The following is a 21,313-nucleotide window of genomic DNA, read 5'->3' as shown; positions in this document are numbered from 1 at the left end:
CTGCACTTAACGATATCCGGCCAAAGTCATCAACTTTCAACGTGTGATGGTTTCCGATTCCAAAGGTCACAGGTTTGAATCCTGTCGGGTGCGCCATATTCCTCAGGGTTTTACGACTCTGGCCTCTCCAGCTAAAAAAATTTTACAGGAAGCATATAGGAAGCGCTGAGTGTTTACGCTTCGATTATTACGTAGGCTAAGCGTCCCCCGCAAACAAAACCCAAGGCCAAGCGGCTTGTTCGCCCAACTTGGACAACAACGCAGATTTCGCGAGTCGTTACAGGCAGTAAGGAGTGATGAATCTAAGAATTTCATGAGCGGGGATTGCGGAACTAGCCTTTTCGATACCGCCGTCGTGCTTTGTTTCTAGCGAATTGACGACCGCGCCTAGGCAGAGACCGGCTTCATCCAAAACCGGCCCACCACTATTGCCAGGGGACACTAAGTTAGAAATGATCAATCTTTTTTCACCAAAATATGTATCAACAACCGCATTTAGCTCACCTCCGTGAGCGAGAAGATAAGTGTCGGCAGTAGTCGCGATGCGCGGATAACCTAAAGTGATTGTCCGCTGAAGCACCGAAGGAAGGCCGACTGCGAAGAGTGGGATCGCAGTGTGACTAAACGTCACCTCGAGAAGTGCTAGATCAAGAGTGTTATGCAAAATCCACTTACCGCTCGTTGGCTTGTAAGTGTTCCCTTCAGGCTGACTGAGACTGCGAAATTCGATGCCGTCACCCGGGTCAACGTTGTGCTTCGCACTTACAATCACGTGCTTATTTCCACCTACTATTGTAGATAAAAAGCCGGTTCCGGTGTAGTCGTCTTCACCCTTTCGGACATAGATAGCTGGAATACTCCCCCGATACTTGTTTGCAACATACGCAGATGAAAACAGGATATTATCAATAACATTCAACATCATTAGGTGCGCTATCCTTTGCTTGTTCCAAGAATAAGAAACATAAGCTTGCGATCCGAAAATACTTTGATCTGTAACAATGCCCCACTCTACGAGTTTCCTCAAAATCGGCATTATGGCGTACACGCTAGTTCCGCCGCCATCTCCACAAGCATGTATAAGCGCAAGGAAATCTTGCTCTCTGAAAAACCCGTCATATAGCAACGTTTTTCGGGCCTGAAATTCTAAGAGACCGCTGGCGTGTTTATTCAAAAAATCACGATAAAGATCATCACGGACCGCCGTATGTAGAAGCTTCATCAGCGAGAAGATTTCCTTGGGTGGATTTAGTGCCATTTCGTCAAGAAGCTTGGCGACCATATAATTCCCTCTAAACGTTTAAACATTCCAGAACTAAACCAATAGTACACAAATTGGCTTCTTGGGAGCCATTGAAGAACCTAAATGAAAGGAAAGACGAGAAACGCCGCCTCCTTTTTTTGCTAGCGATCTTCAGCTTGGGAAGCTCGATCTATCGTAAAGATTCCAGCGCTTTACCGGTAAAACTTTGCCTCTCCCGTCTAAATTCTCCCAATGTTTTCAATAGCGCTGTAAAACCCTGCCGGTTCTGAAACACGGCGGAGGCCTCCATATTGACTCTTTCTCAATATGAGAACATTTATAGAACAAACGAGAGGGCAAGAGACATGTCTGACGCGGAAAAGATCATTGTAGTGCAGTTCAAAAAAGGGCGCGGCGGCATAGTGCCGGGCGATATGCGGCCCGCCACCAGCGCAGTATCCGCCGAAAAAATGGCGAGCGCCATGGCACCGCGCCACATTGGCGTAGCGGCTTATGCCGTCACCGTGGACGAGGAAAGCGGCAGCATGGCTAATCCTCGTCTGCTGGTTCAGCACGGGCAAATTGCCGACCTTATGCCAGACTGATTTACCGGCGGGGGGGCGCGCGCCTTTTCATGACAGGGAAAACTTTGCGGCTCTGAAACAGGAGATTGGAAACGTGCGCCCGAACGCAATCAAACCGCCGGACGATATCGCAGCCTATGTTATCCAGTGTCATGACGGCGATGCTGTTGCCGCCGTGGAAACACTGCTGGACGAAATCCACCATCTGCAAAATCAGCTATCCATTGCCGCCACAGCCATGGGCCGGGGATACACACGGGGATGGAAGCCAAGCGCCGAGCGGGAATGACATGCGCCATCGCCGCGGCATCGATCTGACCGGCGGCAACAACGACAATATGCCGCCGAAACCGACAGGTATTTATGTGCCGCAGCGGGATCATTCGGCGACGTTGGTCGATCTACCGCAATGGTATGTCGTCTGCGCCCAATGCTGGCGTTGCAAGCGCGTGGGCATGCTGGACAGGTGGGCGCTACAGCGTCGTTATGGAAAATTCCGACCAATCATATCCATGGAGCCGCTTTTGCGTTGCCTTGGGTGCGGCAATCGCGAGCAAAACAGCTTTGTTCTGGCGCGCGCAAAAAGGGATTGGCCATGAGCTATGAAGCGATGCCCGGCACCTACGGTTATTTGTGAGCAGTGCTGAAGTCAAAAAATATACAGGTGAAAGTCCTCTGGATGGCAATTTCGGCACGACTACTTTCGGAATTTGTTGATCCGGATAACACCTGTCGAAATTGATACGCTATACGAGGAAATTACTTTCCGCGCTTTAAGCCAAGACGCAAACTGCATATTGGTGTCCGTCAGTTCTATTTTTGGAATTTTTTCGGATGTCACTACGTCGCAATATGGAGACGGCAATTCCTCGAGAATGCTGCGGACTTCTTCCAGGGATAGACTTTCCTCGAATTTGTTGAACAGAGATATTTGAGGTTCACCTTTCCGAGAATTTACAATGACAGCTCGTATGAAATCAGGATGGTAAGGCTTTCGCGGAATAGGCTGTCCATTCAAGACGGGCGCTACCAATGCAGCGACCTCAGGATGACCGATTATGAAATTCGGATCAATTTCAGAAATGACGAGCATTTTTTGCGCGTCTGATATGCGTTCTTGCAAAAGCTCCCCGCGTAAACTGTCGTCCATCTCGAACTCATCGCGGTCGCTCCAGAAGCTGTTGAAATTCGTTGCGATAAAGAAGGGTTTTATGCCTTCGTCCATCGCTTCGAAGTTCTCACTTGAGAGCGAGATTTTGCGTGCCTTAATAAGGATTCTGAGTTTTTCAGAGCCGACGCTCGGCAGCTTAGTGAATTGGTTCGGAAGATTGCTAATGTATGAACGGTATATTTCATCGTCAAACGCTTCGTTGTTGACCAGAAACTGTCGAAGTTTACGCCACTGCTCTCCATCTGCTACTGGAGTTTCGGAAAGCACCTCAGCCGCATTCCCGCGCTGCAAATAGGAGGTAAGCACTTCATCGTCATAGATGTCGCTGTTGATGTATGTCAGGCAGTTTTCCCACGTACTCTCGACTTTCTCAGTGAGAAGGAGCACTTCGTAAAATCCCTCCGGAACGTCGCTTAGCGAATGAATGCGGGCGGATTGCATCTCGAGGAACTGGGCTCGGCTATCAAAGTCCACCTCCTCATGGTTCAGCACTTCAACGACGGCCGTTGCATCCTCAAACGTGTTTTCCTTTAAGCTCAGCAACACGTCCGTGAGATAGGCATCAAAATTCGCATCAATGTGGGCACGAAGTCCGCTATCGTTAGCCCTGCAAACCGCGGTATAATTTCGCGTCTCAAGATCATTGAGGTTAGAATATCCGATGGAATACGCCATAATGTGCCTGATGTTCTCGATCGAAATTCTATAAAGCTTTTCAGCTATAATGAACTCGGAAGCATCGCTGTATTCAGAAATGCTTATCAGACTTGTGACAACAACATTACACACCTTAAGGCGTTTGAATTCGAAGTCCACATTCTGGTCGAGAACTAGGCTCAAATTTTCAGAAAGAAATTTAGATAGCGCAGCGCGGCCTTTGCTTTCTGAAGCGAAGAGCTCCTCAGGAGCAAATGCAAGAATACGCGCCGCATGAGCCACAGCTTGCGAGCCTTCTAGAGCGACCACGGGAAAGTCAGACCAATTGGCCAAAAGCATTGAGATGAGCCGATCGGTGAACTTTCCAGTCGCATAGTGACCTGTGAAAAACTCTTCACATTCATCAAAATTCTCCTTCACAAATGCGATTGCCCGATCAATACGGGCGGCATTTTCGCCGCAATTCTCCAGCATATACTCGAATATATTCAAATTTAGGACGTACTCACGGCCGAAGTCGTCTTCCCTCATCGACGCTAATAATTCAGGAATATTGTTCAATTGGAAATTTGGACGGGGGTTTTTGTAGGCGCGAATCTGAAGAAGAAACTGATGATCATGGGGGGAAAGGCGCTCGCCGTGAAATAGCGAAATGTACTGGTGATATGAGTCATCAAGATATCCTTCTAAGATAAGATATCTTAGAAGATCTCGATTTCCGCTCGCCTCCCCAAATGTCTCGTCGATTAAACCGGAGCCTGTCCTAAGAATCTCGTGGAATTTCTTCATGCGCAAGAGCGGAATCTCGCGTTTCAGTTGCTCTAACTTTTCAGAAATCCTCGCTCTAGAATCGGCCGCCTGACTCTCAATGGCATTCTTTCGTTCAGCGTACGTCATGCTGGAGTTTATTGCTTTTTCGACGCTCGATAACTGGACTGAGTTCGGCTGACCATAATGGTTGGTAATTGATATTGTGTTCCCTGCGAGGATTTTTTCAAAATCGGGATGATCAGGAAGCTTTCCGATGCCGATTTGTCCAGTATCTGTGGCGATGGTGGCTGTATGTGGTGGAAGTTGTGAAATGATTCCTATAGCAAAAACTCTACGAAGGTCTCTGATGTCACCCAGTGTGTGATTTTCAACTCTATCAATCTCTCCTTGTATTTCATCAATTTGGAGTCGTATTTTGCTCTCTTCTTTAGCGATTATATCCTCGTATAGGCGCAATGCTTTAATTAATAGACCGTCCTGTTTGTGGAGGGAAGCAAAGTCCTTTGGCATTACATTCTTATAAATAAGTATGGCGAGCAGCCGATTGGCATCGATTACCCCTTCATTCTGTTGCGCAGTCAAGTTGCTGTAGTATATGATGTATTCATTGAATATGTTGGCAATTAGCCTCATGTCATCCAGGTATCGCGAGACATCGCGCAAGAATCGGGGGTCAAGCTGCCCCGCAAGTCCAATTCGATTCACATGTGCCAAAACCTTATCTATTGAATTAGAATGATTGATTACAGGTATTATTGGAATAATAAATTCGAAGAACTTAGTCCGATCTGTTGTATCAAAAATTTCGTCACGTAGAGCATATATAAAACGGATGCGGCGGCGTATACCTGAGTTCTGGTTCACCAACGCATTAATCTCGCGTAAAGTCACAAAGATATGAGGCTCATCGAACCGGTCCAAGTCTTCTATGACAACTAGATCGTAGTCCGTTGACTGAAAAAAATATATTATCTCGTCAAGATGCCTGTTGAGAATTGATTCTTGATCAAGTGCTTTGGGAGCGATCTGTATGTCTTTAAGCGAAACGCTTTTAAGAGAGACGTCAAAGCTTTTGACATATATTCCATAAGCAAGCCACCATATGCAGGCAATCCCGCTGACAAAAGCCACATAATTAAACCAGTTCGAAATTCTCCATGGCGTAAAATATTTGCCGTTAGTTATGATCGATACATTGTTGAAAAGATACCAAGCACAGAATAAGCCGACACAAAGCGCCAGTGCGCTTAGAATCGATAGTCTGTGTGGCGTCTGAATCCGTTTGAAGCGTGAATGTGGTAGATTGTTTGCATTTGCTCCGTATAACAATTGCTGCAGAATACTTCGCTCAATTTCTTGTTTGCTTAACTTCGTTTTTCCTTCTGTTTCCGCCTCAGGTATGAAGGAAGCCAGTGATAAGGCTAGTGCTTTTCCTCCGTAGGACTTAAGAAACGTCTTTATCACGCTGCTTTTACCAGACCCGTAAGGCCCAGTGAGCGCGATGTTGAATACGTTCTCCCTGCCGATGGCGGCGTTGAGCGCGGACGAGTAAACGCCAGTCCGATCAGCATCGTCGGTAGGAGCCAAATCGACAAATCGGTTATCCAACTCGACTCTAGGTTTGGCCTTGAAGAATTCCCGCCATAGGTTTTTGAAAGAGTTCAAAGGATCACCTGTTTGATTAACGACGTTACCACCAATCGAACTGGCGGATTATTGAACACCTCAAGAAATACACGCTGATTCACCGGAAGCCACAACCCTACGTTCGTCTTATGAGCAAAAAGATTCTCTAACTGAGGCCAAATCAATTTCCAGAGGCCGTTGTCACAGTTTGACCGGTGAGGAAGCTACCAAGATAAGCAAGCGAGGAAGGGAACTGCGAGATAGATGTTCGCCTCTTTTTTTGGAGACAACGGCGCCAAAATGCCGTCCGGATTTAACCGAACGGCATGCGTCAAGCAGCCCGCTTGTGGCTGATCCATTTCTGCAAGAGAACCTCGGTGCCACGGGGCCCGAGGTAGGCCAAGACTGCAATCAGGCCCGTTGACGCTGGCTGAGGAACCACGAAATACGAGGCGACACCCTCACCTATAAACGCCATGCCGAAGGCCACCGGGATTTCCCAGATCAGCTCCGGGCCGAAGAACCTGCGTCGACCCTTGCGCGCCTCGTTGCCGTGCCACATGGCTCGGCCGAGGAAGGCGACGAACAGCGTGGCGAATGCCCCGCCGAACCATGTGCTTAAAACCTCATAAAGAGAGGTGTATTTTTCCGGCATGTCACTTTCCGTTCCCGTGTTTTGCGCATTCCGCGCGTGTCCAGATGCCGTCAACGGCGCAGATGCCGACCACGGTTAAATCGATCTTCCGTTGATCTTGAGGTGTCGCGCCGCGCGCGCCGATAAGGTCAGTGCCGACCACCCGGCGCAGGCCGGACACATTTGCGGGTTCCGTAGTGCCACACGCCGCCCCCATCGAGACAATCGCTAAAGCCGCTGCGGTCGCGATCCGATAAATCACCCGACGCATTGTTTTGCCTTTCGATGCTGGCCCGCACGCGATCCACGGCGTTACGGTCCACGATTAAAATAAAGGCGGCGATGAAACCCACCGCCGCCGCAACAAGAGCGAGATAAGGACCAAGGCGGGCAATCATGTCGTCTTGCTCCGGTTGATCGTGATGCGGCCGGAACCGATCAGCCAGAACAGCACGCCGGCCGCCACGATGATGAAAACCAGACTGCCGAACGACCAAGGGTTGGAGATCGCGCCGACCAGCGTTGCGCCGCTATCGACAAAGCCTTTCGCGTCACCCACCGCGCCAAGGCCTATAGCGCCGAAGAAGCTGCCGATGATCGTCCAGAGCGAACGACTTTGCGCCACCGGCACGTTATCCGGCTGGGCATCGAGCGCAGCAACATCGGCCGGCTGGCCTTTGAAACGGGCGAGGGCGGCCGCCTCCAATGCATCAAGGAAGGACTTGTAATAGCCGGCGATAAGCTTCGCCTTGTCGGTCCCATTCACGACTGCCCGAGCGCCGATAGGATCATCGTTCTTGAGGTTGAAAAACTCGGTGAGCTTCCGGCCGGTAAACAGGCCTTCCAGCATGCCAACAATCGTAATCTCGGCACTTATATCAAGATCTAGAGCGAGGGCTGGATTGCCGACCAGATCAGCGCCGATCCGCTTGCCCAGCTTCTCGTAGTTTTCCTCGTGGGTAATCTGAATACCGCCACGGCCGAAATAAGCTTTGCCGTACTTACCCTTCCGCCAGTATGGGGTCTTAACCTGTCCGAGGTTGCCGGCCTTGAAAGCCTTGTCCAGCGCGGTGATTGCGCCGGCGTCGGTTGATGCAAGCGTCTCGCGCACCGGCAGCATGCGACCGCCCGTCTCGTGAAACACCGATGCCAGGATGTACGCGAGGAGGCGGTTAGTATCCGAGCCGGGAATCTTGTGGGAACGCCAGCACCGGAAAAGAGCATTCATGCCGTCAATCTGGCCCTGCGAAAGACGACCGCCAAAAGGCGCGCGCCTCGTATATGCGAAGAATGTTGTCGCATCCATAAAGATAACTCCGATTTTGATGAGGTCAGCCCGAAGGCATGGGGCGGAAGTGAACCTTGTGGTTCAAGCGCTCGGCGAGGCCGGGCATTGCCAAGTCACACTATGCGACCAGACAGGAAAGGCCGACGCGTTGCGCCGCCGATTAGTTATTTAGGGGTCGGTTCAGGCTGAGAGCGAAATTGGCGCTTTGTCGAGTTGCAGGGTCGTCATATCTTGATCGAAGGAGCCCGCGTACGGATCGACGAGTAGTAATCTGGCCTTGGCATCCACTGGCGCGAGTTTTTCAACAGTATCCGCCCAAACCGGTCATTAACAGGCGACTGCGAGGGAGCATCTTTGCGCAGTCTTTGCCGTACGGCATAGCCAAACCGAGCCCCCCCGATAACCCACATGGGTCGATCGGGCGGGGCGGTACGTTTGTGCCAGCGGCGGACATCAGCGATAACACGGTCCAGTACCTCGGGGTCGCCCTAGAGGATGCGTTGGAACTCCCGAAGCATAAAAAGATCATAGAAGCTGTGGCCTCCCGCCGAGTGGGGCAGCAGACCGAGCCTCGGCAGAAAGCGGCCAACGCCTTCATCTCAGCTATTCATCCTTGTTCAGCGTGACCCGAACCTGCCTGCTGCCGACCATGATCGCAGCCCCCTAATGACGCCGCTTCGGCACCATCCCTACGTTGCTGGCCAGGTGCTCGCGAGTGCCTAGCCTGTGGTCACTTCGTAACAAGCAGGCCGGACTTCTCCACATGCGCCTGTCCGGTCGGCAATATTTGGACAGTGGCCGCTTTCTCGTCAAAATGGATCAACGCCTTCTTGTGCAGATCCTTCAGCACTTTGCGTTTGAAATCGGTTCCGTTCTTATACTCGACCCAAGCCTGCAGCTGCGCCGCCGAAACGGGTTTGCTTTCAGCATAGAGAAGGATCAGTACCTTCTGACCCGACGTTTTTGCTGGTTCGAGCACGCGCCGAATATTGCCACTCGACCAAACGATGTGAAAAGTTCTAGCAGTGACCGCTTCGACAACAGCGTGTGAATCTCCCAGCGGGAGCTGCGAATAATTGCGAACCAGTTCGCCCATCACCCACTTCATACCGCGCAGGAAAAACTCTGCGTCCATGTGGTTGGGGCTAATCTCGGCAGAGACATGGCCAATCGCTCTGTTATTCCGAAGCTCATACAGCGCTGCTAATGCCTTCGGCACCTGCATGCAAAGCGAGCGCCCTTTTGCAGCGTTGTACTGTTCTAAATCGCGGCATGCCTGCGGGAAATTGCCCGGCTTCGACGGGCTTGTGGCATAGGTTCCGGTCGCATGACCTGCACATATACAATACGCGACCTCGCAGAATTTTCCTGCTTTAAGGCCAACCTTCTCCCAATCTGCTGCGCGGTATTCGTCGAGGGCTTGCTCGAACTCCTCGATCAATGGATCGCTCAATCCAACAGGAATGGTGCTGAGGGCAGCTTTGAGGCTAGGGAGGGTCAAATGTCACCCACGATCCCAAAAATACTGCCAAGGTCCTTTTCCAACCTTTGTCCGCTGGATGGTGCCCTTACCGAACATTTGACTCGTGGCAGCCCCGACTTGATTTAGGTTGTGCGTCCAACCTTTGGCCTTCAGAGCTTCTACGATATCTGCTGGAGAGCGATGTTCCCTGAAGAATCCTTCTTCTTTCAGAACTTGGATTCGAGCTGGACACGATTGACCAGCAGGAGGCTGCTTAACCGACTTTCGGACGCGCTTCTTAGATGTCTCTGTCGCATCGGTTGATACCTCATCATCGACATCGCTTGCCGGTTCAGCGATTGGATCAGTGCCGACCGCGCTTTTTGGACGACTTCCGAACCCCACTTCCTCAATCAGAGGGAATAGTTTTCCGAGAAGGCCCTCAACGAAATCCTTCTCACCTTCGATCTCGACTACGCCGGCAGGCGCGTCGATATGAATCCTGTTCGTCATGATACCCCCACAATCCCAAGCGGCATAGTTGCGTGACTATTTCGAACGGTCAAGGGGGTCAATATATGTTCCATCTTCCTGTGATCCGGCAAATCGTCAACCCGCAAGTATCTCGGCGAACGACCGCATTTCCAATTCCGCTGATCGAAATCCGCCAGTCTGCAGACGGCCCCATCACAGCCGTCGACTTCGAAACAGTTCATGTCTCCTTTGGCGCAACGATACTAAATGCGACCTGTAACAAATGAACTAAAACCTGTTTGCGACGGCAATCAGCTCATGAGACCAAGGCTTTCCGGCACCAAAATTCAAAAGGATTCAATTGGGACAGCGGAGCGGCGGCTTACGGTGTCATTTCGCCCTCAGCCTAAACCGATTCCATTTAGTTTTCGTCTGTGCGCCCCAGCCGAGGCGTCAGAAAGCGTGCCGGCGTTGCGGGTGTACCAGGTGCGCTGTTCGGCGCGACCTTGCCGCCGTCTTCCGCCCCGCCCTTCGAGCCGCGTAAGGAACCGCCGCCCTCGTCATCATCACCTTCCGTCGATGATTTGCCATCGTAGAGCTTGCCGGAAATATCGGTGGTGAAAGTGCCTTTGGCGACGTATTTGTGCGTGGCCGTGTCGATGATGTAGGGTACGCCATCGAGGCCTGGCCGGATGCCGGCGTAAAGCAGCGGCGCACCCGCGCAGATCAAGGTGTCACCGATCACAGTGACCGATGTGCTGCCCTCGCCACGCTTCAGGCTTTTGGCTTTCGCCTGTGCTGCCTTGTCCGCTTCATCCGGCGATGAAAACGGCTCAGGAATGCGGTAGACGCTTTCGCCGTCCGCATCCGCGTCTGCTTCGATTTCGACGCGCTGCGCCTTGTCGCTGTCCTGATAGTAGGCAACGACCTTGCTGTATTTGGTGCGGTCGCCGATATCGAATTTCAGACTACCGAGCTGCACCATTTCAGGGGTGACAATGACACTACCGATATTGTTGCCGCTCGCCGATCTGCCCGAACCCAGCTTCGAGAACAGCAACCTGCCCTGCTTGATCGAGAACAGCCCGTTATGGCGCTGGGCGAGCCGTCGCAGGAAATGCAGATTGCTTTCGTCCTGCTGGCCGATCCAGTCGTAAACGAACTTCGCCAGATCGGAATCAACAGCCGGCGTCAGACCGCTTTCGCCGGCGATCTGTGAGACGATATCGCCAAGAGACTTCTTGTCCCACGCCCGCTCTTGCCGTTCCTTCAGCTTGCCACTTCGGAAATCCACGGCTTTTCCGGAAATCGACAGGCCATAGGGCAGGCAAGAACCGTTGATCTTGTCGGCCGTGAAGGTGCCGAGCGAGCCAAGGTTCTGGCCGTAACCCATCCGGACCGCAATGATGGCACCCTTGCGGGGCAGGGCCAGAAAATCGGGCGAGCCATCGTTCAGTTCGATATCGACCGTATCGGATTTCAAACCCTCTTTATCGGTCACTGTGATGGACTTCAGGCGCTCATAGAAGGTGCCGGCCACGGGCTGGCCGTCAATGGTGACTTCGACGCGTGGATGCATGGCTCAATCCCAAAGGCTGACAAGAGGCGGTTGCGTCGTGGTGGACGGCATGGCTGGCATGATGATCGTGGTGCCGATCGGCAGCACTACGCCAAGCGCCGCGAGGCCGGGATTTGCTTCAAGAACGGCCTCGACGACTTTTTCTGTTCGGCCGTAGTGCGCAAGGCAAGCGAGATCGACGGTTTCACCCTGCCGCGTGATGTATGTGTTCGACATGGCAAATCACCGGAAGAGATTGGAAAGAAAGCTTGTGGCGCGATCCATAATGGAGCCACCGGACAGGGGCGTTGTGTCCGCCTGGCGCTTGAGCTTGATGGTGTAGGCGTTGCGCGCGGCCACGCCGCGCGCGTTGTGAAGCGACTTGTCTTCCTCAATACCCTGCACCGTGAAGACACCTTGGATGACGCCCTCGACGGCATCACCCGTCACCAGCATCATGGGCACGCCGGCGAGCGCTTCAGCGGCGATCCCATCGAGCTGCGATTGTCCGCCGAATTCTTCGGTGAAGATCACGCCGGCGATGGTGATTTCGTCTGACGTTGGGCCGGTCCATTGCTGGGGATTGAGGGTTTGCCCCACCGCCACTTCAGTCCATTGGGTATTCAGGGAGCGTTTGACACCTTGATAGCCGAAGCCCAGCGCCTCGAAAGCAAAGTCGCCGAGCATCATTGACGTGTAACCGGACATATTTTACCTCTGCGACGCATGATGAATAAGAGGGGGAACAGCGGTGAAGCCAACGCTGATACTTGCACCGCTGCTGATTTTCGGGACCGTCGCGCTTGCCGCACCCAAAAAGGATTCGAGCGACATTGCACTTCAGCTCGGAACGGTTTTGGCCGCCGAAGACTTTTGCGGCCTAACCTATGATCAAGAGATGATCGCTGCTTACATCGAGAAGAATGTGTCGGCCGACGACATGGGCTTTGCTTCTCTGTTGCAGTTGATGACGGCCGGAAAACAATCAGCCCAAAAGGGCATGACAGCATCTGCCAAAGCAGCCCATTGCACACAGATACGCAGGACCGCCAAGGCAAACGCTTTCATCCGCTAGTCGCTGAAGGCGCTTTCAACATTCTGCCGCACCTTTTCGCCAATTTGCGAGGCGGCAGCATTGCCGGCAGTCTGCGGATCGGAAACACCCGTGATGCTGAACTGGTTGTGGACGGTCACCGTGACAGGCTCACGGTTTGTAACCCTGACATCCTGCGTGCCGCTAGGCTTGACCATTTCGGCAATCGAGCCAGCGTCAATGCGAGCCAAAACCGGCTGACCGGAGGCGCTTGCCGCCGCTGTTGCGTTGCCCGCCGATCCACCCACGCTGGAAATTCCCGCGTGTTCCCGAAAGTTGAAATCCGGTTTGGCAGCATCGCCGAACCAGAAGCTGTCCCAGCCAGAAACACCAGAAGCATCCTTGTTGAGGCCGAAAAGCTTTTGAAGGGCTTCCTTGTATTTTTGCTGGTTGTTGACTTGGTCCTGAAACGTATCGCCGGGGGTGTCGCCCAAACTCTGAACGGACAGGCCAAAGCCGAGCTGCGACCCGAAACCCTTCAGCCACTGGCCTGCCTGGCTATACCAGGGCAGAACTTCAGGCACATTGCCGCCGCCTTTCGGGGTTTTCCCGCCCGGCTTTCCAACGTCGCCGCCCAGCCCCGGAAACTCGCTCAAAGTCCCTATCGTCTTCAGGATCGAAAGCGCAGTGCTCGCACCTGAAAGAAGCATCAAAGCCCCAGCCAGCTTGCGAACTGTGCCGGCCAGCATCGCAATGCCCGAGGCATACAAAAAGAGCTGAAAGCCGTAGCCGGACATTTCCGCAAGGAATTTGGCAAGCGGGTTATCCTTGATTGCGTCATTTAATTCCCGGATGGAAGCTCCCCATTCCTTGGCCTGCACAAAGATGCTGCCGATCCGATCTGCCGCGTTTGGATCGATTTTTCCGAAGAGCAAATCGCCCAAGTCTTCCGTCAGTTCGCGCACCCCACCTTCGTAGCCAAGGCCCTGCATGAAGCCCCGCATTGAAGCCTCCAACTTATCAAAGATGGTTACACGGCTTCCAAGGGTATCAATTACATAGCCAATGGCTTCAGCACCTTCGCGGATCGCTGGCAACATATTGTCGCCCATTTCCGCGAACTTGTTCGAAATCTTGTTGCCCAAGAGATCGAGAACGTTGCGCGTGGTGTTTGCGCGCTGAACGTACTCTGCGAAAGCCGATCCGGAATATTTGGTCCGGTCGGCCACGGATGCGAGCGCCTTGTCCAGCAACTGGATATTGCCGACCAGCGGCATGAAGGCGCTGGCTTCATCACCGAAGAATTCGGACAGGAGCGAAGTCTGTTGATGCTTAGGAGCCTTGGCAATGGCCGTCAGAACCTTGCGCATGGTGCCCTTGGCATCTTTCTGCATGTCCTTTGCGATGGTGGGCAAATGCAGGCCGAGGGCTTTTGCCGCGTCACGCTGCGACTTCTTTGCAAAGTCGCCCCGTGCCAGAGCGCGGATAACGTTCTTCATCGCCGTGCCGGCCGTGCTGGCATCAGAGCCGGCCGCGATCATGGCGCTACCCATGGCCGCGACGTCTTCCTTCACGAAGCCGCTCATCTCACCGATGGCGCCAACGCGCAGCATGAATTCGGTGACGTCCTTGGCCTTGGACGCCATGTTGTTTGACAGATGGTTGATGGCGTCGGCCATATCGCCCGTTTCGGCGACGTTCAAACCGAGCTGGGTTTTGAGCTTGGCGAGGCTTTCGCCGGCGTCGGCCGCCGTCATGTCGAAGGCAACGCCGACACGGGCGGCCATTTCGGCGAAACTCTGTAGATCCTCAGTCGCCACGCCAGACTCGCCGGCCGCCGCAAACAGGGCTGCAATGTCGGTTGCGGCCAGAGGGATTTCGCCAGACATGCGCCGGATGCTGCGGCGCATGTTTTCAAACTGTTCGTCGGTCGCCTCGACAACCTTTTTCACGTCAGCGAAAGCGGTTTCGAATTCGATGGCAGCGCCGGCCGTCGCCGACATTCCTTCGGTCGCGCCGAGGTAGCCGGCACCCAGCGCGACGGCCTGCCCGATCAGCCCCCGCATCGGCGCGAACGCTTTCATCTGCTGGCCTTGCAGCCGGTCGAGAGTGCGGAAGATAGGCGCAGATTTTGCGACGACATCTTCCAGAAGGGAGATGCGCAGGGTGCTTTGCACGACAGACATTTATTGCCTCATGATCTTGGAAAGCTCACAGGACTTTTCGAAGTAGGCCAGCAGCTTTTTAGGAGACCATCGCTCGATTGCTTCAAGCGATGTGGAGTGACGTTCGGAGACGAAGACGGCGATTAGCCGCCAGTCGTGTCCTTCTTCTTGTCGTTTCCCAAGAGGCCGGCCGTCGCGGTGACGATCTTGGAAAAGTCATTCGCGCTGATCTTCTTGAACGCCGGCAGGGGCGTGTCAGAGATCGAGGCGAGGATTGCGGTCATCTTGGAAAGTTGCCCGGTCATCTGGTCGCCGATGATCAGATCACCCACTGTCGGCTCGCGGAAGGTCAGTTCGGAAATTGTGGTGTCGCCATTGGTGACGGGCTTTGCGAGGGCAACGGTTACAGTCTCGGTCATGGTAGAACCTCAAAGAAATGGCCCGCACGAAGCGGGCCGAATGAAAGGAGAAATTCGGGAGGGGAGTGACGCGCCCTTAGAGCAAGAGCGCGGTACGAATGTCGGCGTTTTGCGAGACGCCACCGACTTTGAATTCGAAATCATCCATTTCGTAGATTTCCTCGCCGTCGATTTCGAGCTTGTAGTAATTCACGTCCACGGCGTAGTCGTTTGCAGCCAGATCGCCACCCTTCCAGGTGCCCGGATCGGGCTTGTAGAGCTTGCCGCGAATGGACATGACGGCGCTGTGCGTGGTGCCATCTTCATCGACGTGCGCGCCGGTAACGAGGAAAGGCGTGTCAGCGCCGGGCTTCAGGCCGAAGAGCTTCAAGATTTGCGGGTCAAGGCCCGGCATCTTGAAGCTGAATTCCAGCGCATTGTAACCAAGGTGCACGTTGCGTTCCTTGATCATGCCGGCGTTGCGCATCCCCTCGCGCTTGGCTTCCGGCACGGGCGGCGTGATTTCGCCGATCTGGCCGAGCTGGCTTTCGCGGTCTGCCCACAGCATGCAGTCGCGAAGGATGTAACGGGGAAGGGTTTTTTCTGCCATGTCTGGCTACTCCTTATGCGGCAACCGCAAGCGGGCCGGTTTCGATAAGCCCATTCACTTCATCCAGCAGGAGCCGGTAGTAGAGAATGTTGCGGTGAGTGGTGATGTGGATTTGCTCCATGATGGCAACAGGCTCGAACTCGACATCGAGGAAGAGCTTGCCGTTTGCCATCAAGGTCGGATCGTTCTGCGTCGAGAACCAGCAACGGAAACCGAGGATGTCTCCGTTGTTTATGAAAGCGCGGCCAGCAGCATTACCGTCCTCGATCATCATCTTCATGTTGGCTTTCGAGAACTTGCGATCCACGTACAGGAAGTAGATATCTTCCAACGCTTCGTTGACCATGTCGGCCGTGGCGCGGACGCTGTCGAACTGCCAAAGAGGATCATCCGTCGCGAGACGGCTACCCCAGGTGCGGAAGCCGCCACGTTCGTTGATGATGGTCGCCACCTGATTTTCGTTCAGGTAGTTGGCATCATCCGGATACGTAATCGTACGGGCAACGCCATCAATGGTGCGGATGATCTTGTTCGAAACGGAACCCGACACCCCCTCATCACCAGCAACAACGCGGGCGCGCACGCCAGCAAAGACCGCTGCGACCGGCTTTGTCACCGGAACGCCGTTCACGTTCTTGATGACCTTTGGATCGATAACCAGAATGCGACCGCCGTTGATGGTGCGACGGAAACGCAAGGCTTCGGTACTGGTCGTGTTCGGGCCGCTGATATAGGCACGAGCGCGAATTTTCGGGGTGATGGTGTTCAGCGCCGAAACGAATGGGTTCGCAACGTCACCGACATTGGCCGTCGCCTCCGGTAGTACCTTGGCGGCATCAACGCCACCGCCTTCGAAGGTGATGACGGGTGGCTCCGAAAGCTTCTTGCCGGGCAGGACGACGCGGACGGCCACAACCTTATCCGAGTTGGTGCCTTCACCCATGACCGCTTCGAGCGTCGGCAGTTCTTTGCCCTGATCATTACCGCCGCCCGTCGCTGTGACGATTGGCGGCTCGGTCAGCTTGGAGCCTTCAGCAACAACCGAAATCGACACGACGCCGGCTTCCACCCAAGCGCCGGTATTGCCGGCCGTGATGATGACGCGCGGCTGATAGCCCGTCAGACCCTTGGCCCGCAGAGCTGCATAAAGGCCGGTACGGGCGACCGGATCGCCGATGAGGTTCGCTTGCAGCTCTGCGGGATCGGCACTGTGCTCGACGCGGTTGATGATGCACCACGATCCGCCCTCGCCGAAAACCGTTGTTACGTCTTCGAGCAAGGTGCCGTCAGCACCGAGGCCAGCCGCTTGCGTCAGGGAGGTGACGAGCGTCGGATAGTTCAGCGGGAACGCAGCCGGATCAGCATCAGGTGCAGTGCCGTTGACGAACGTAATGCCTTGGCGCTGAACACGAAGAAGCGACGGCGTCACCGCGCTTTCAACCAAGGTCACGCCATGCGCATAGGCCAGGTCAGCCATTTATAGACTCCTTTAAAAGTTTCAGACTGTGAGGAAGGGTTCCAGCTCAATGCCAGACAGGAGGAAGCGCCCCGCCACGCATGGCGAGACGAAGCGTCAAAATGTGAGAGGCATCACGGCCAGTAGGCCGGATTGGTGGTGAAATCCGCAGGGATCGGGGACATATCTTTCAGCGCGCGCGCCGCGAAGATATGGGCCTGTTTGTGGTTCAAGGCCGCGTAGCCGAACCGCATAGCGGTCTGAGCGTCCATTGCATGCGTCGAGTTGTCCGCTGCAATCCAGTGGAACTCCGGTGGCGCATTTGGATCAAGAAGGCGTTGCCAAGCAAGGTTGCCGGACTGCGCGCCGTAGATCGTGATTGCGTCGGTCGCCGCCGCTTTCGCGCCAGCAATGTTCTCGCGGTCTTCCGGGCGTGACTGATAATGCACGCCATCGAAAACGAAACCCGCATCAATGCGGCGGTCACGCTCGACATCGACCGCGTAGGGATTTGGCTGGCGAAACGTTGCCAGAACTTCGGCGTAGACTGTTTCATAGCCGTCGATTTCTTCGGGCGTCGGTCGAGCGGCGTCCAAATTCCATTCTGCTATGAAAGCCTGCCCGGCTTGCTGGCCCGTGGATGCGTCAACAGGCATGGCGACAAAGAAGTCCACCATGTGTTTCGCATCCGGATGCTGCTGCTTGATGCAGAGCGTCAGTTCATCGTGAGAAAGCATGTTTCACCTGTTTCTAAGGGCAACGCAGCGGAGGTAGGAAGCATTGCCTTGCCCTACGTTTCCACGCCTCAGACCAATCACAACGTAGGGGTTTGACGCCTGCCCGATGCTGTCCGTGATGCCAGTATCGAAACCGCTGAATTCCACGACGCCGGAGTTGTGCTGGCACTCCGCACCCGATTGAGCAAATCTGTCGTGAAGCCACCCGTAACCGAACGACCACACGGCCCCGCCCTCACTTAGATACAACCCCCAACTATTGTCCGGCTTCAGGAACCCGATGTTGCCGGCATTGTGGTGCAGTGCGCGCGAGACCGGGCCGTCACTGTCAATGAGGTTCACCGTTGGCGCGCCACTTCTTATCGATAGCGTTCCATCGATGATGCCGCCGACAAACTTCAGATATCGACTATCGAAAAGCGTTGTCAGCAGCGTCTTGATGTTCCCCCAAGTCGTTCTGAACATGGTGGATGTGCCGGACTTCACACCCGCGAAGGTGTCACCATCATCGGGTGTTGCGAGGCCATTTGCCCCCGCGACAGCCGCGCCGACGGTGGCGGTCGTTGTCATCGTCGGCAGGTTTTCAAGCGGCACCTTGCTATCCAGCCCAAGCGGCGCAACCCCTTCCGGCGCGTTTCGCTGGTCTTTGAGCAGATAGTTCGCAAGGCTCGCTTGGACATCCTGCAAGCCTTGCGCGGTCGCGTAGTAGGCTGGCAGTTGCCCGCCAAATTTGAGGGTGTCGGGCGCTTTACCGCCGATGATGATCTGGTCAATCTGGTCCTGCGCCAGCGAAATCGATTGCTGCAGGCTTGCCAATGCGGGGGCAACGGTGACCTGAATGTAATCGAGCGACGCCTGAATGCCTTGCGACATCAGACTTTCGAACGACGCCTCAAGTTCTTCGCGGGCAAGTAGCCGCAAGTGAAGATCGGCCATCGTGCTGTTCCACAAGGGCCGATCAATCAGGGTTTTGGGATAGGATGGAAGCTGATAGCCGTCAGACCTCTCTGGCATAGTCCAGCACCTCATCACCTTCCTGCTCGATGATATCGGCAACGACCTTGCCAAGCATTTCGATTTCATTGAGCGGCTTGTATGTGAACGCCCCGAGTTTAACGGGGCGCGCGAGTTTCACCTGATAGGATTTTTCAGCGTTGATCTGGAAAGCCATGAGAACCCCTTAGAGTGCGGCAATGAAGGCGTCCTGCACGAACGGCACGGAGGCAACATTGTTGGTGGTGGCGGCTGGGCGCATGCGAGCGGCATTGGCCGCTGCGCCGAGCGTGTAGGTGGAAAGATAGGTCCGTCGCGAAGGCCGCTGCGGATCGACCGTGATTTCAGTCGTGTTCGGATTGACCACCGTGTTTCCAACCATGATGGCCGGGGTGAAGGTGTGGCGGTCGGGATCGAAGCTATCCAGCGTGTATTGCGTCTGGATGCTTGTGGTCGAAAAGCCGAATGGAAAACTCTTCGTCACCGCTCGCATAGTGTTGCGATTGCGGGCAACGCGGGAAATCGCCTTTTGATCAAGCTGGATCATCGGCTGCAAATCGGCCGTGCCCATCATGACCATGCGCAATTCCACCGACGCTGGAAGCCCGACAAGCGGATTTGTTGCCGGGTCGCCGTCATCCAGCTCAGTCCAGACGTTCGAGCCGGAAGGCCGGATTTCCCAACCGAGCGTACAACCGCCCGGAACCCAACCTGCAAACAGCATGTCGATTTGCGTCATGCCGTCCGCAAGGTTCAGAGCCTGCATGGGAATGACCGTGCGAGGGCTGCGATAGCGGGCGGCATTCAGCCGGAAGCAGATATCCGTTTCTGTCGATCCCTGCGCAAACGCGCCGTCTGTCGTCAGGAACTGCGTTCCGCCTGTGTACTTGTTCGCGGCGGAGACATGCAACGCATGCGCGCCGGTCGTCACCGTGACGAAGGCATAACGCTTGCCGCTTTCCAGCAGCGTGATGGGCAATTCGACCCGGTTCCAGCCGACTACAAGATTGGCATGGTCCAGTTTTCCCTGCGCCAGCACCGCATCGAAACGTGGCATGCCGCCGGGCGTGGTTTCCACGATGAAGACATGGACATCACCATCAGCACCGACGCGGGCAAACGACAGGTCAAGGCTGGTCACCTGCATGGGCTGCGCAACAAGGAACGACTGGCCATAGATGGAGCCGTTAAGCCCCACCTCTTCCGTCACATATTCCCAATAGGGTTCGCTGTACGCTTCATATCGAACCTGCCGGACGCCGTAAGTCTGGTGGCCGGGACCATTGTTGACGCCAACATAGACGACTTCGAAAAGCTCGCCGTTGACGCTCAACATCTGCCCCACCCTGGCATCCCCGCCGAGACCCGACCAGCCCGCCGCATTCTCGCATGCGCCCATCGTTGGACCGTAGGTAACGCGAACCCGCGATGCCTCTTTGCGGATAGCCGTCACTTCCGTATGCACCAACTGCGAAATGTTCAGCGTGCCATCCAGCGACGTGTTTGCAATGCGCGTCACCTCGTCAAAGGCCGGCACCATGCGGCGACCACGAAAAGCAATCTTCGGATCGTCTTCGGCCTGCACTTCGAGACGGGCTTGCGCTTCGGCAGCAAAGCCGAACCGGACGCCCTCTTCAATGCGCGCCAGCCAGTCAACATGCGTCATGTCCCAGCGGTCAGGGATAAGGCCGTCATCGAAGACATAGGCGCGCGCCTCGTCTGGAAGATCGACCTTCAGCCGGGCAGCACCAATATCGCGCTGCATCTGCCGGATGACCTCGCGACGTGGGATTTCGGTAAGCTTGCCCTGAATATTGACGATCTGCGTTTCAATCGTCTCGGTCCGCATGAACAGGCCATCGAGATCGACCTCCAGCGCCGTCACGCGGCCCTCAACTTCATAGAGGGTTTTGACGCGGTCACTGTTGCCCGGCTCGATGGCGTCGATGCCAGAAGACGTCAACAGGACGAGCGCGATGCAGGCATCCGTGGAATCCACCACCGGCTTGACCGGAACCGGGTTTGCTTCGCCCGGCTGCACGATCAGGTCAACCATACGCCTGATAGTCTTCGGCGTGGTGCGGTTGACGATGACACTGGTTTCGGGATCATCGGACGTTTCGAAAGGTCGCGTGGCGGTTTCCGTGATTTCCCTGCCGCGAAGCAGAACGGCAACCCAGCGCTGGTCAGAGGCGGCGACCGGAATATGAAGCTGCAAGTTCACATCGGCCGGCGCTTCGTGCGCGTAAACGATCTTGCCAGCAACATACCGGCCGGCAGAGACCGTAATTTCCTGCGCCGATTTGCGCGCGACCGTGAAGGCGGCCCAATGGGCGGGATAGCCGATGGCATCCTGCCAGAGTTCGTCCATCGCGTTCTGCGCCTGCTGACCGATAGCGTCAAAGTCCGCATAATCTGCGATTTCGGCGTCTGCAAAGGAAGTGCGTTGCATG

General features: G+C 54.8%; 23 protein-coding genes. 4 read left to right on the top strand and 19 right to left on the bottom strand.

Going from position 1 to position 21,313, the window contains the following annotated elements; translation table 11 throughout:
• Window positions 1-277: 277 nt before the first annotated feature.
• Window positions 278-1,282, bottom strand: coding sequence for a S1 family peptidase (locus WDZ78_RS02195; protein WP_112356840.1), 1,005 nt, complete (start codon window positions 1,280-1,282; stop codon window positions 278-280).
• Window positions 1,283-1,608: 326 nt separating this feature from the next.
• Here WDZ78_RS02195 and WDZ78_RS02190 point away from each other — a divergent pair, with 326 nt between their 5' ends.
• The 3 genes from WDZ78_RS02190 to WDZ78_RS02180 all read left to right on the top strand — a co-directional run bounded on the left by WDZ78_RS02190 (window position 1,609) and on the right by WDZ78_RS02180 (window position 2,426).
• The gene (locus WDZ78_RS02190; protein ID WP_112356839.1) at window positions 1,609-1,848 is read left to right on the top strand and encodes a hypothetical protein; all 240 of its coding nucleotides are present in this window, start codon (window positions 1,609-1,611) and stop codon (window positions 1,846-1,848) included.
• A 73-nt stretch (window positions 1,849-1,921) separates the two neighbouring features.
• Window positions 1,922-2,116 (top strand): hypothetical protein, encoded by a 195-nt coding sequence (locus tag WDZ78_RS02185; RefSeq protein ID WP_425672204.1) that lies wholly within the window; start codon window positions 1,922-1,924, stop codon window positions 2,114-2,116.
• 1 nt (window position 2,117) lies between these two features.
• Window positions 2,118-2,426 (top strand): hypothetical protein, encoded by a 309-nt coding sequence (locus tag WDZ78_RS02180; RefSeq protein WP_112356838.1) that lies wholly within the window; start codon window positions 2,118-2,120, stop codon window positions 2,424-2,426.
• 98 nt (window positions 2,427-2,524) lie between these two features.
• On the opposite strand, the gene WDZ78_RS02175 is transcribed toward WDZ78_RS02180, so the two are convergent.
• The 10 genes from WDZ78_RS02175 to WDZ78_RS02130 all read right to left on the bottom strand — a co-directional run bounded on the left by WDZ78_RS02175 (window position 2,525) and on the right by WDZ78_RS02130 (window position 12,176).
• Window positions 2,525-6,091 (bottom strand): ATP-binding protein, encoded by a 3,567-nt coding sequence (locus WDZ78_RS02175; protein ID WP_425672203.1) that lies wholly within the window; start codon window positions 6,089-6,091, stop codon window positions 2,525-2,527.
• Window positions 6,092-6,383: 292 nt separating this feature from the next.
• A complete protein-coding gene (locus tag WDZ78_RS02170; protein WP_112356836.1) occupies window positions 6,384-6,707 on the bottom strand; it encodes a phage holin family protein in 324 nt (107 codons plus the stop codon).
• A gap of 1 nt (window position 6,708) precedes the next feature.
• A complete protein-coding gene (locus tag WDZ78_RS02165) occupies window positions 6,709-6,903 on the bottom strand; it encodes a hypothetical protein (RefSeq protein WP_112356871.1) in 195 nt (64 codons plus the stop codon).
• Window positions 6,836-7,084, bottom strand: a complete 249-nt coding sequence (locus WDZ78_RS02160) for a hypothetical protein (RefSeq protein ID WP_162697132.1) — start codon at window positions 7,082-7,084, stop codon at window positions 6,836-6,838. Before WDZ78_RS02160 ends, WDZ78_RS02165 begins: the two co-directional genes overlap by 68 nt.
• On the bottom strand, window positions 7,081-7,914 hold the full coding sequence (locus WDZ78_RS02155; RefSeq protein ID WP_425672202.1) for a glycoside hydrolase family 19 protein: 834 nt from the start codon (window positions 7,912-7,914) through the stop codon (window positions 7,081-7,083). The genes WDZ78_RS02160 and WDZ78_RS02155 overlap by 4 nt, the downstream gene beginning before the upstream one ends.
• Window positions 7,915-8,704: 790 nt before the next feature.
• Window positions 8,705-9,475: a hypothetical protein gene (locus tag WDZ78_RS02150; RefSeq protein ID WP_162697131.1), complete on the bottom strand. Its 771-nt coding sequence runs from the start codon at window positions 9,473-9,475 to the stop codon at window positions 8,705-8,707.
• Window positions 9,476-9,478: 3 nt separating this feature from the next.
• The gene (locus WDZ78_RS02145) at window positions 9,479-9,949 is read right to left on the bottom strand and encodes a hypothetical protein (protein ID WP_112356832.1); all 471 of its coding nucleotides are present in this window, start codon (window positions 9,947-9,949) and stop codon (window positions 9,479-9,481) included.
• Window positions 9,950-10,331: 382 nt separating this feature from the next.
• Window positions 10,332-11,489: a phage late control D family protein gene (locus tag WDZ78_RS02140; RefSeq protein WP_112356831.1), complete on the bottom strand. Its 1,158-nt coding sequence runs from the start codon at window positions 11,487-11,489 to the stop codon at window positions 10,332-10,334.
• A gap of 3 nt (window positions 11,490-11,492) precedes the next feature.
• The gene (locus WDZ78_RS02135) at window positions 11,493-11,705 is read right to left on the bottom strand and encodes a tail protein X (RefSeq protein ID WP_425672201.1); all 213 of its coding nucleotides are present in this window, start codon (window positions 11,703-11,705) and stop codon (window positions 11,493-11,495) included.
• Window positions 11,706-11,711: 6 nt separating this feature from the next.
• A complete protein-coding gene (locus WDZ78_RS02130) occupies window positions 11,712-12,176 on the bottom strand; it encodes a phage tail protein (protein ID WP_425672200.1) in 465 nt (154 codons plus the stop codon).
• A gap of 43 nt (window positions 12,177-12,219) precedes the next feature.
• On the opposite strand from WDZ78_RS02130, the gene WDZ78_RS02125 reads away from it, so the two are divergent.
• Window positions 12,220-12,543, top strand: a complete 324-nt coding sequence (locus WDZ78_RS02125) for a signal recognition particle (protein ID WP_313594170.1) — start codon at window positions 12,220-12,222, stop codon at window positions 12,541-12,543.
• Here the strand turns inward: WDZ78_RS02125 and WDZ78_RS02120 are convergent.
• From WDZ78_RS02120 to WDZ78_RS02085, 8 genes are all read right to left on the bottom strand, one after another.
• A complete protein-coding gene (locus WDZ78_RS02120; RefSeq protein ID WP_425672199.1) occupies window positions 12,540-14,687 on the bottom strand; it encodes a phage tail tape measure protein in 2,148 nt (715 codons plus the stop codon). The genes WDZ78_RS02125 and WDZ78_RS02120 overlap by 4 nt on opposite strands.
• A 122-nt stretch (window positions 14,688-14,809) precedes the next feature.
• Window positions 14,810-15,085, bottom strand: coding sequence for a phage tail assembly protein (locus WDZ78_RS02115; protein WP_425672198.1), 276 nt, complete (start codon window positions 15,083-15,085; stop codon window positions 14,810-14,812).
• A 76-nt stretch (window positions 15,086-15,161) separates the two neighbouring features.
• Entirely contained in the window at window positions 15,162-15,674 is a 513-nt protein-coding gene (locus tag WDZ78_RS02110) for a phage major tail tube protein (protein WP_072495471.1), read from the bottom strand.
• A 13-nt stretch (window positions 15,675-15,687) separates the two neighbouring features.
• The gene (locus WDZ78_RS02105; RefSeq protein ID WP_425672197.1) at window positions 15,688-17,151 is read right to left on the bottom strand and encodes a phage tail sheath C-terminal domain-containing protein; all 1,464 of its coding nucleotides are present in this window, start codon (window positions 17,149-17,151) and stop codon (window positions 15,688-15,690) included.
• Between the two features lie 113 nt (window positions 17,152-17,264).
• Complete coding sequence (locus WDZ78_RS02100; protein ID WP_425672196.1) at window positions 17,265-17,867, bottom strand: hypothetical protein; 603 nt, start codon at window positions 17,865-17,867, stop codon at window positions 17,265-17,267.
• 3 nt (window positions 17,868-17,870) lie between these two features.
• Window positions 17,871-18,803 (bottom strand): hypothetical protein, encoded by a 933-nt coding sequence (locus WDZ78_RS02095; protein WP_425672195.1) that lies wholly within the window; start codon window positions 18,801-18,803, stop codon window positions 17,871-17,873.
• Between the two features lie 61 nt (window positions 18,804-18,864).
• Window positions 18,865-19,038 (bottom strand): hypothetical protein, encoded by a 174-nt coding sequence (locus tag WDZ78_RS02090; RefSeq protein WP_170985408.1) that lies wholly within the window; start codon window positions 19,036-19,038, stop codon window positions 18,865-18,867.
• A 9-nt stretch (window positions 19,039-19,047) separates the two neighbouring features.
• Window positions 19,048-21,312: a hypothetical protein gene (locus tag WDZ78_RS02085; protein WP_425672194.1), complete on the bottom strand. Its 2,265-nt coding sequence runs from the start codon at window positions 21,310-21,312 to the stop codon at window positions 19,048-19,050.
• Window position 21,313: the final 1 nt, after the last annotated feature.

The sequence above is a fragment of the Agrobacterium sp. M50-1 genome, from assembly GCF_049843495.1.
Classification (GTDB): Bacteria; Pseudomonadota; Alphaproteobacteria; order Rhizobiales; family Rhizobiaceae; genus Agrobacterium; species Agrobacterium radiobacter.
This window is presented reverse-complemented; position numbering and strand designations above follow the sequence as displayed.

Bases quoted from the DNA above. Each gene is read 5' to 3' on its own strand.
- WDZ78_RS02135 (WP_425672201.1), bottom strand. From the start codon at position 11,705: ATGTCGAACACATACATCACGCGGCAGGGTGAAACCGTCGATCTCGCT.
- WDZ78_RS02100 (WP_425672196.1), bottom strand. From the start codon at position 17,867: ATGCTTTCTCACGATGAACTGACGCTCTGCATCAAGCAGCAGCATCCG.
- WDZ78_RS02190 (WP_112356839.1), top strand. From the start codon at position 1,609: ATGTCTGACGCGGAAAAGATCATTGTAGTGCAGTTCAAAAAAGGGCGC.
- WDZ78_RS02155 (WP_425672202.1), bottom strand. From the start codon at position 7,914: ATGAATGCTCTTTTCCGGTGCTGGCGTTCCCACAAGATTCCCGGCTCG.
- WDZ78_RS02095 (WP_425672195.1), bottom strand. From the start codon at position 18,803: ATGGCCGATCTTCACTTGCGGCTACTTGCCCGCGAAGAACTTGAGGCG.
- WDZ78_RS02165 (WP_112356871.1), bottom strand. From the start codon at position 6,903: ATGGGGGCGGCGTGTGGCACTACGGAACCCGCAAATGTGTCCGGCCTG.
- WDZ78_RS02145 (WP_112356832.1), bottom strand. From the start codon at position 9,949: ATGACGAACAGGATTCATATCGACGCGCCTGCCGGCGTAGTCGAGATC.
- WDZ78_RS02180 (WP_112356838.1), top strand. From the start codon at position 2,118: ATGCGCCATCGCCGCGGCATCGATCTGACCGGCGGCAACAACGACAAT.
- WDZ78_RS02090 (WP_170985408.1), bottom strand. From the start codon at position 19,038: ATGGCTTTCCAGATCAACGCTGAAAAATCCTATCAGGTGAAACTCGCG.
- WDZ78_RS02140 (WP_112356831.1), bottom strand. From the start codon at position 11,489: ATGCATCCACGCGTCGAAGTCACCATTGACGGCCAGCCCGTGGCCGGC.
- WDZ78_RS02195 (WP_112356840.1), bottom strand. From the start codon at position 1,282: ATGGTCGCCAAGCTTCTTGACGAAATGGCACTAAATCCACCCAAGGAA.
- WDZ78_RS02170 (WP_112356836.1), bottom strand. From the start codon at position 6,707: ATGCCGGAAAAATACACCTCTCTTTATGAGGTTTTAAGCACATGGTTC.
- WDZ78_RS02085 (WP_425672194.1), bottom strand. From the start codon at position 21,312: ATGCAACGCACTTCCTTTGCAGACGCCGAAATCGCAGATTATGCGGAC.
- WDZ78_RS02115 (WP_425672198.1), bottom strand. From the start codon at position 15,085: ATGACCGAGACTGTAACCGTTGCCCTCGCAAAGCCCGTCACCAATGGC.
- WDZ78_RS02130 (WP_425672200.1), bottom strand. From the start codon at position 12,176: ATGTCCGGTTACACGTCAATGATGCTCGGCGACTTTGCTTTCGAGGCG.
- WDZ78_RS02120 (WP_425672199.1), bottom strand. From the start codon at position 14,687: ATGTCTGTCGTGCAAAGCACCCTGCGCATCTCCCTTCTGGAAGATGTC.
- WDZ78_RS02110 (WP_072495471.1), bottom strand. From the start codon at position 15,674: ATGGCAGAAAAAACCCTTCCCCGTTACATCCTTCGCGACTGCATGCTG.
- WDZ78_RS02160 (WP_162697132.1), bottom strand. From the start codon at position 7,084: ATGATTGCCCGCCTTGGTCCTTATCTCGCTCTTGTTGCGGCGGCGGTG.
- WDZ78_RS02105 (WP_425672197.1), bottom strand. From the start codon at position 17,151: ATGGCTGACCTGGCCTATGCGCATGGCGTGACCTTGGTTGAAAGCGCG.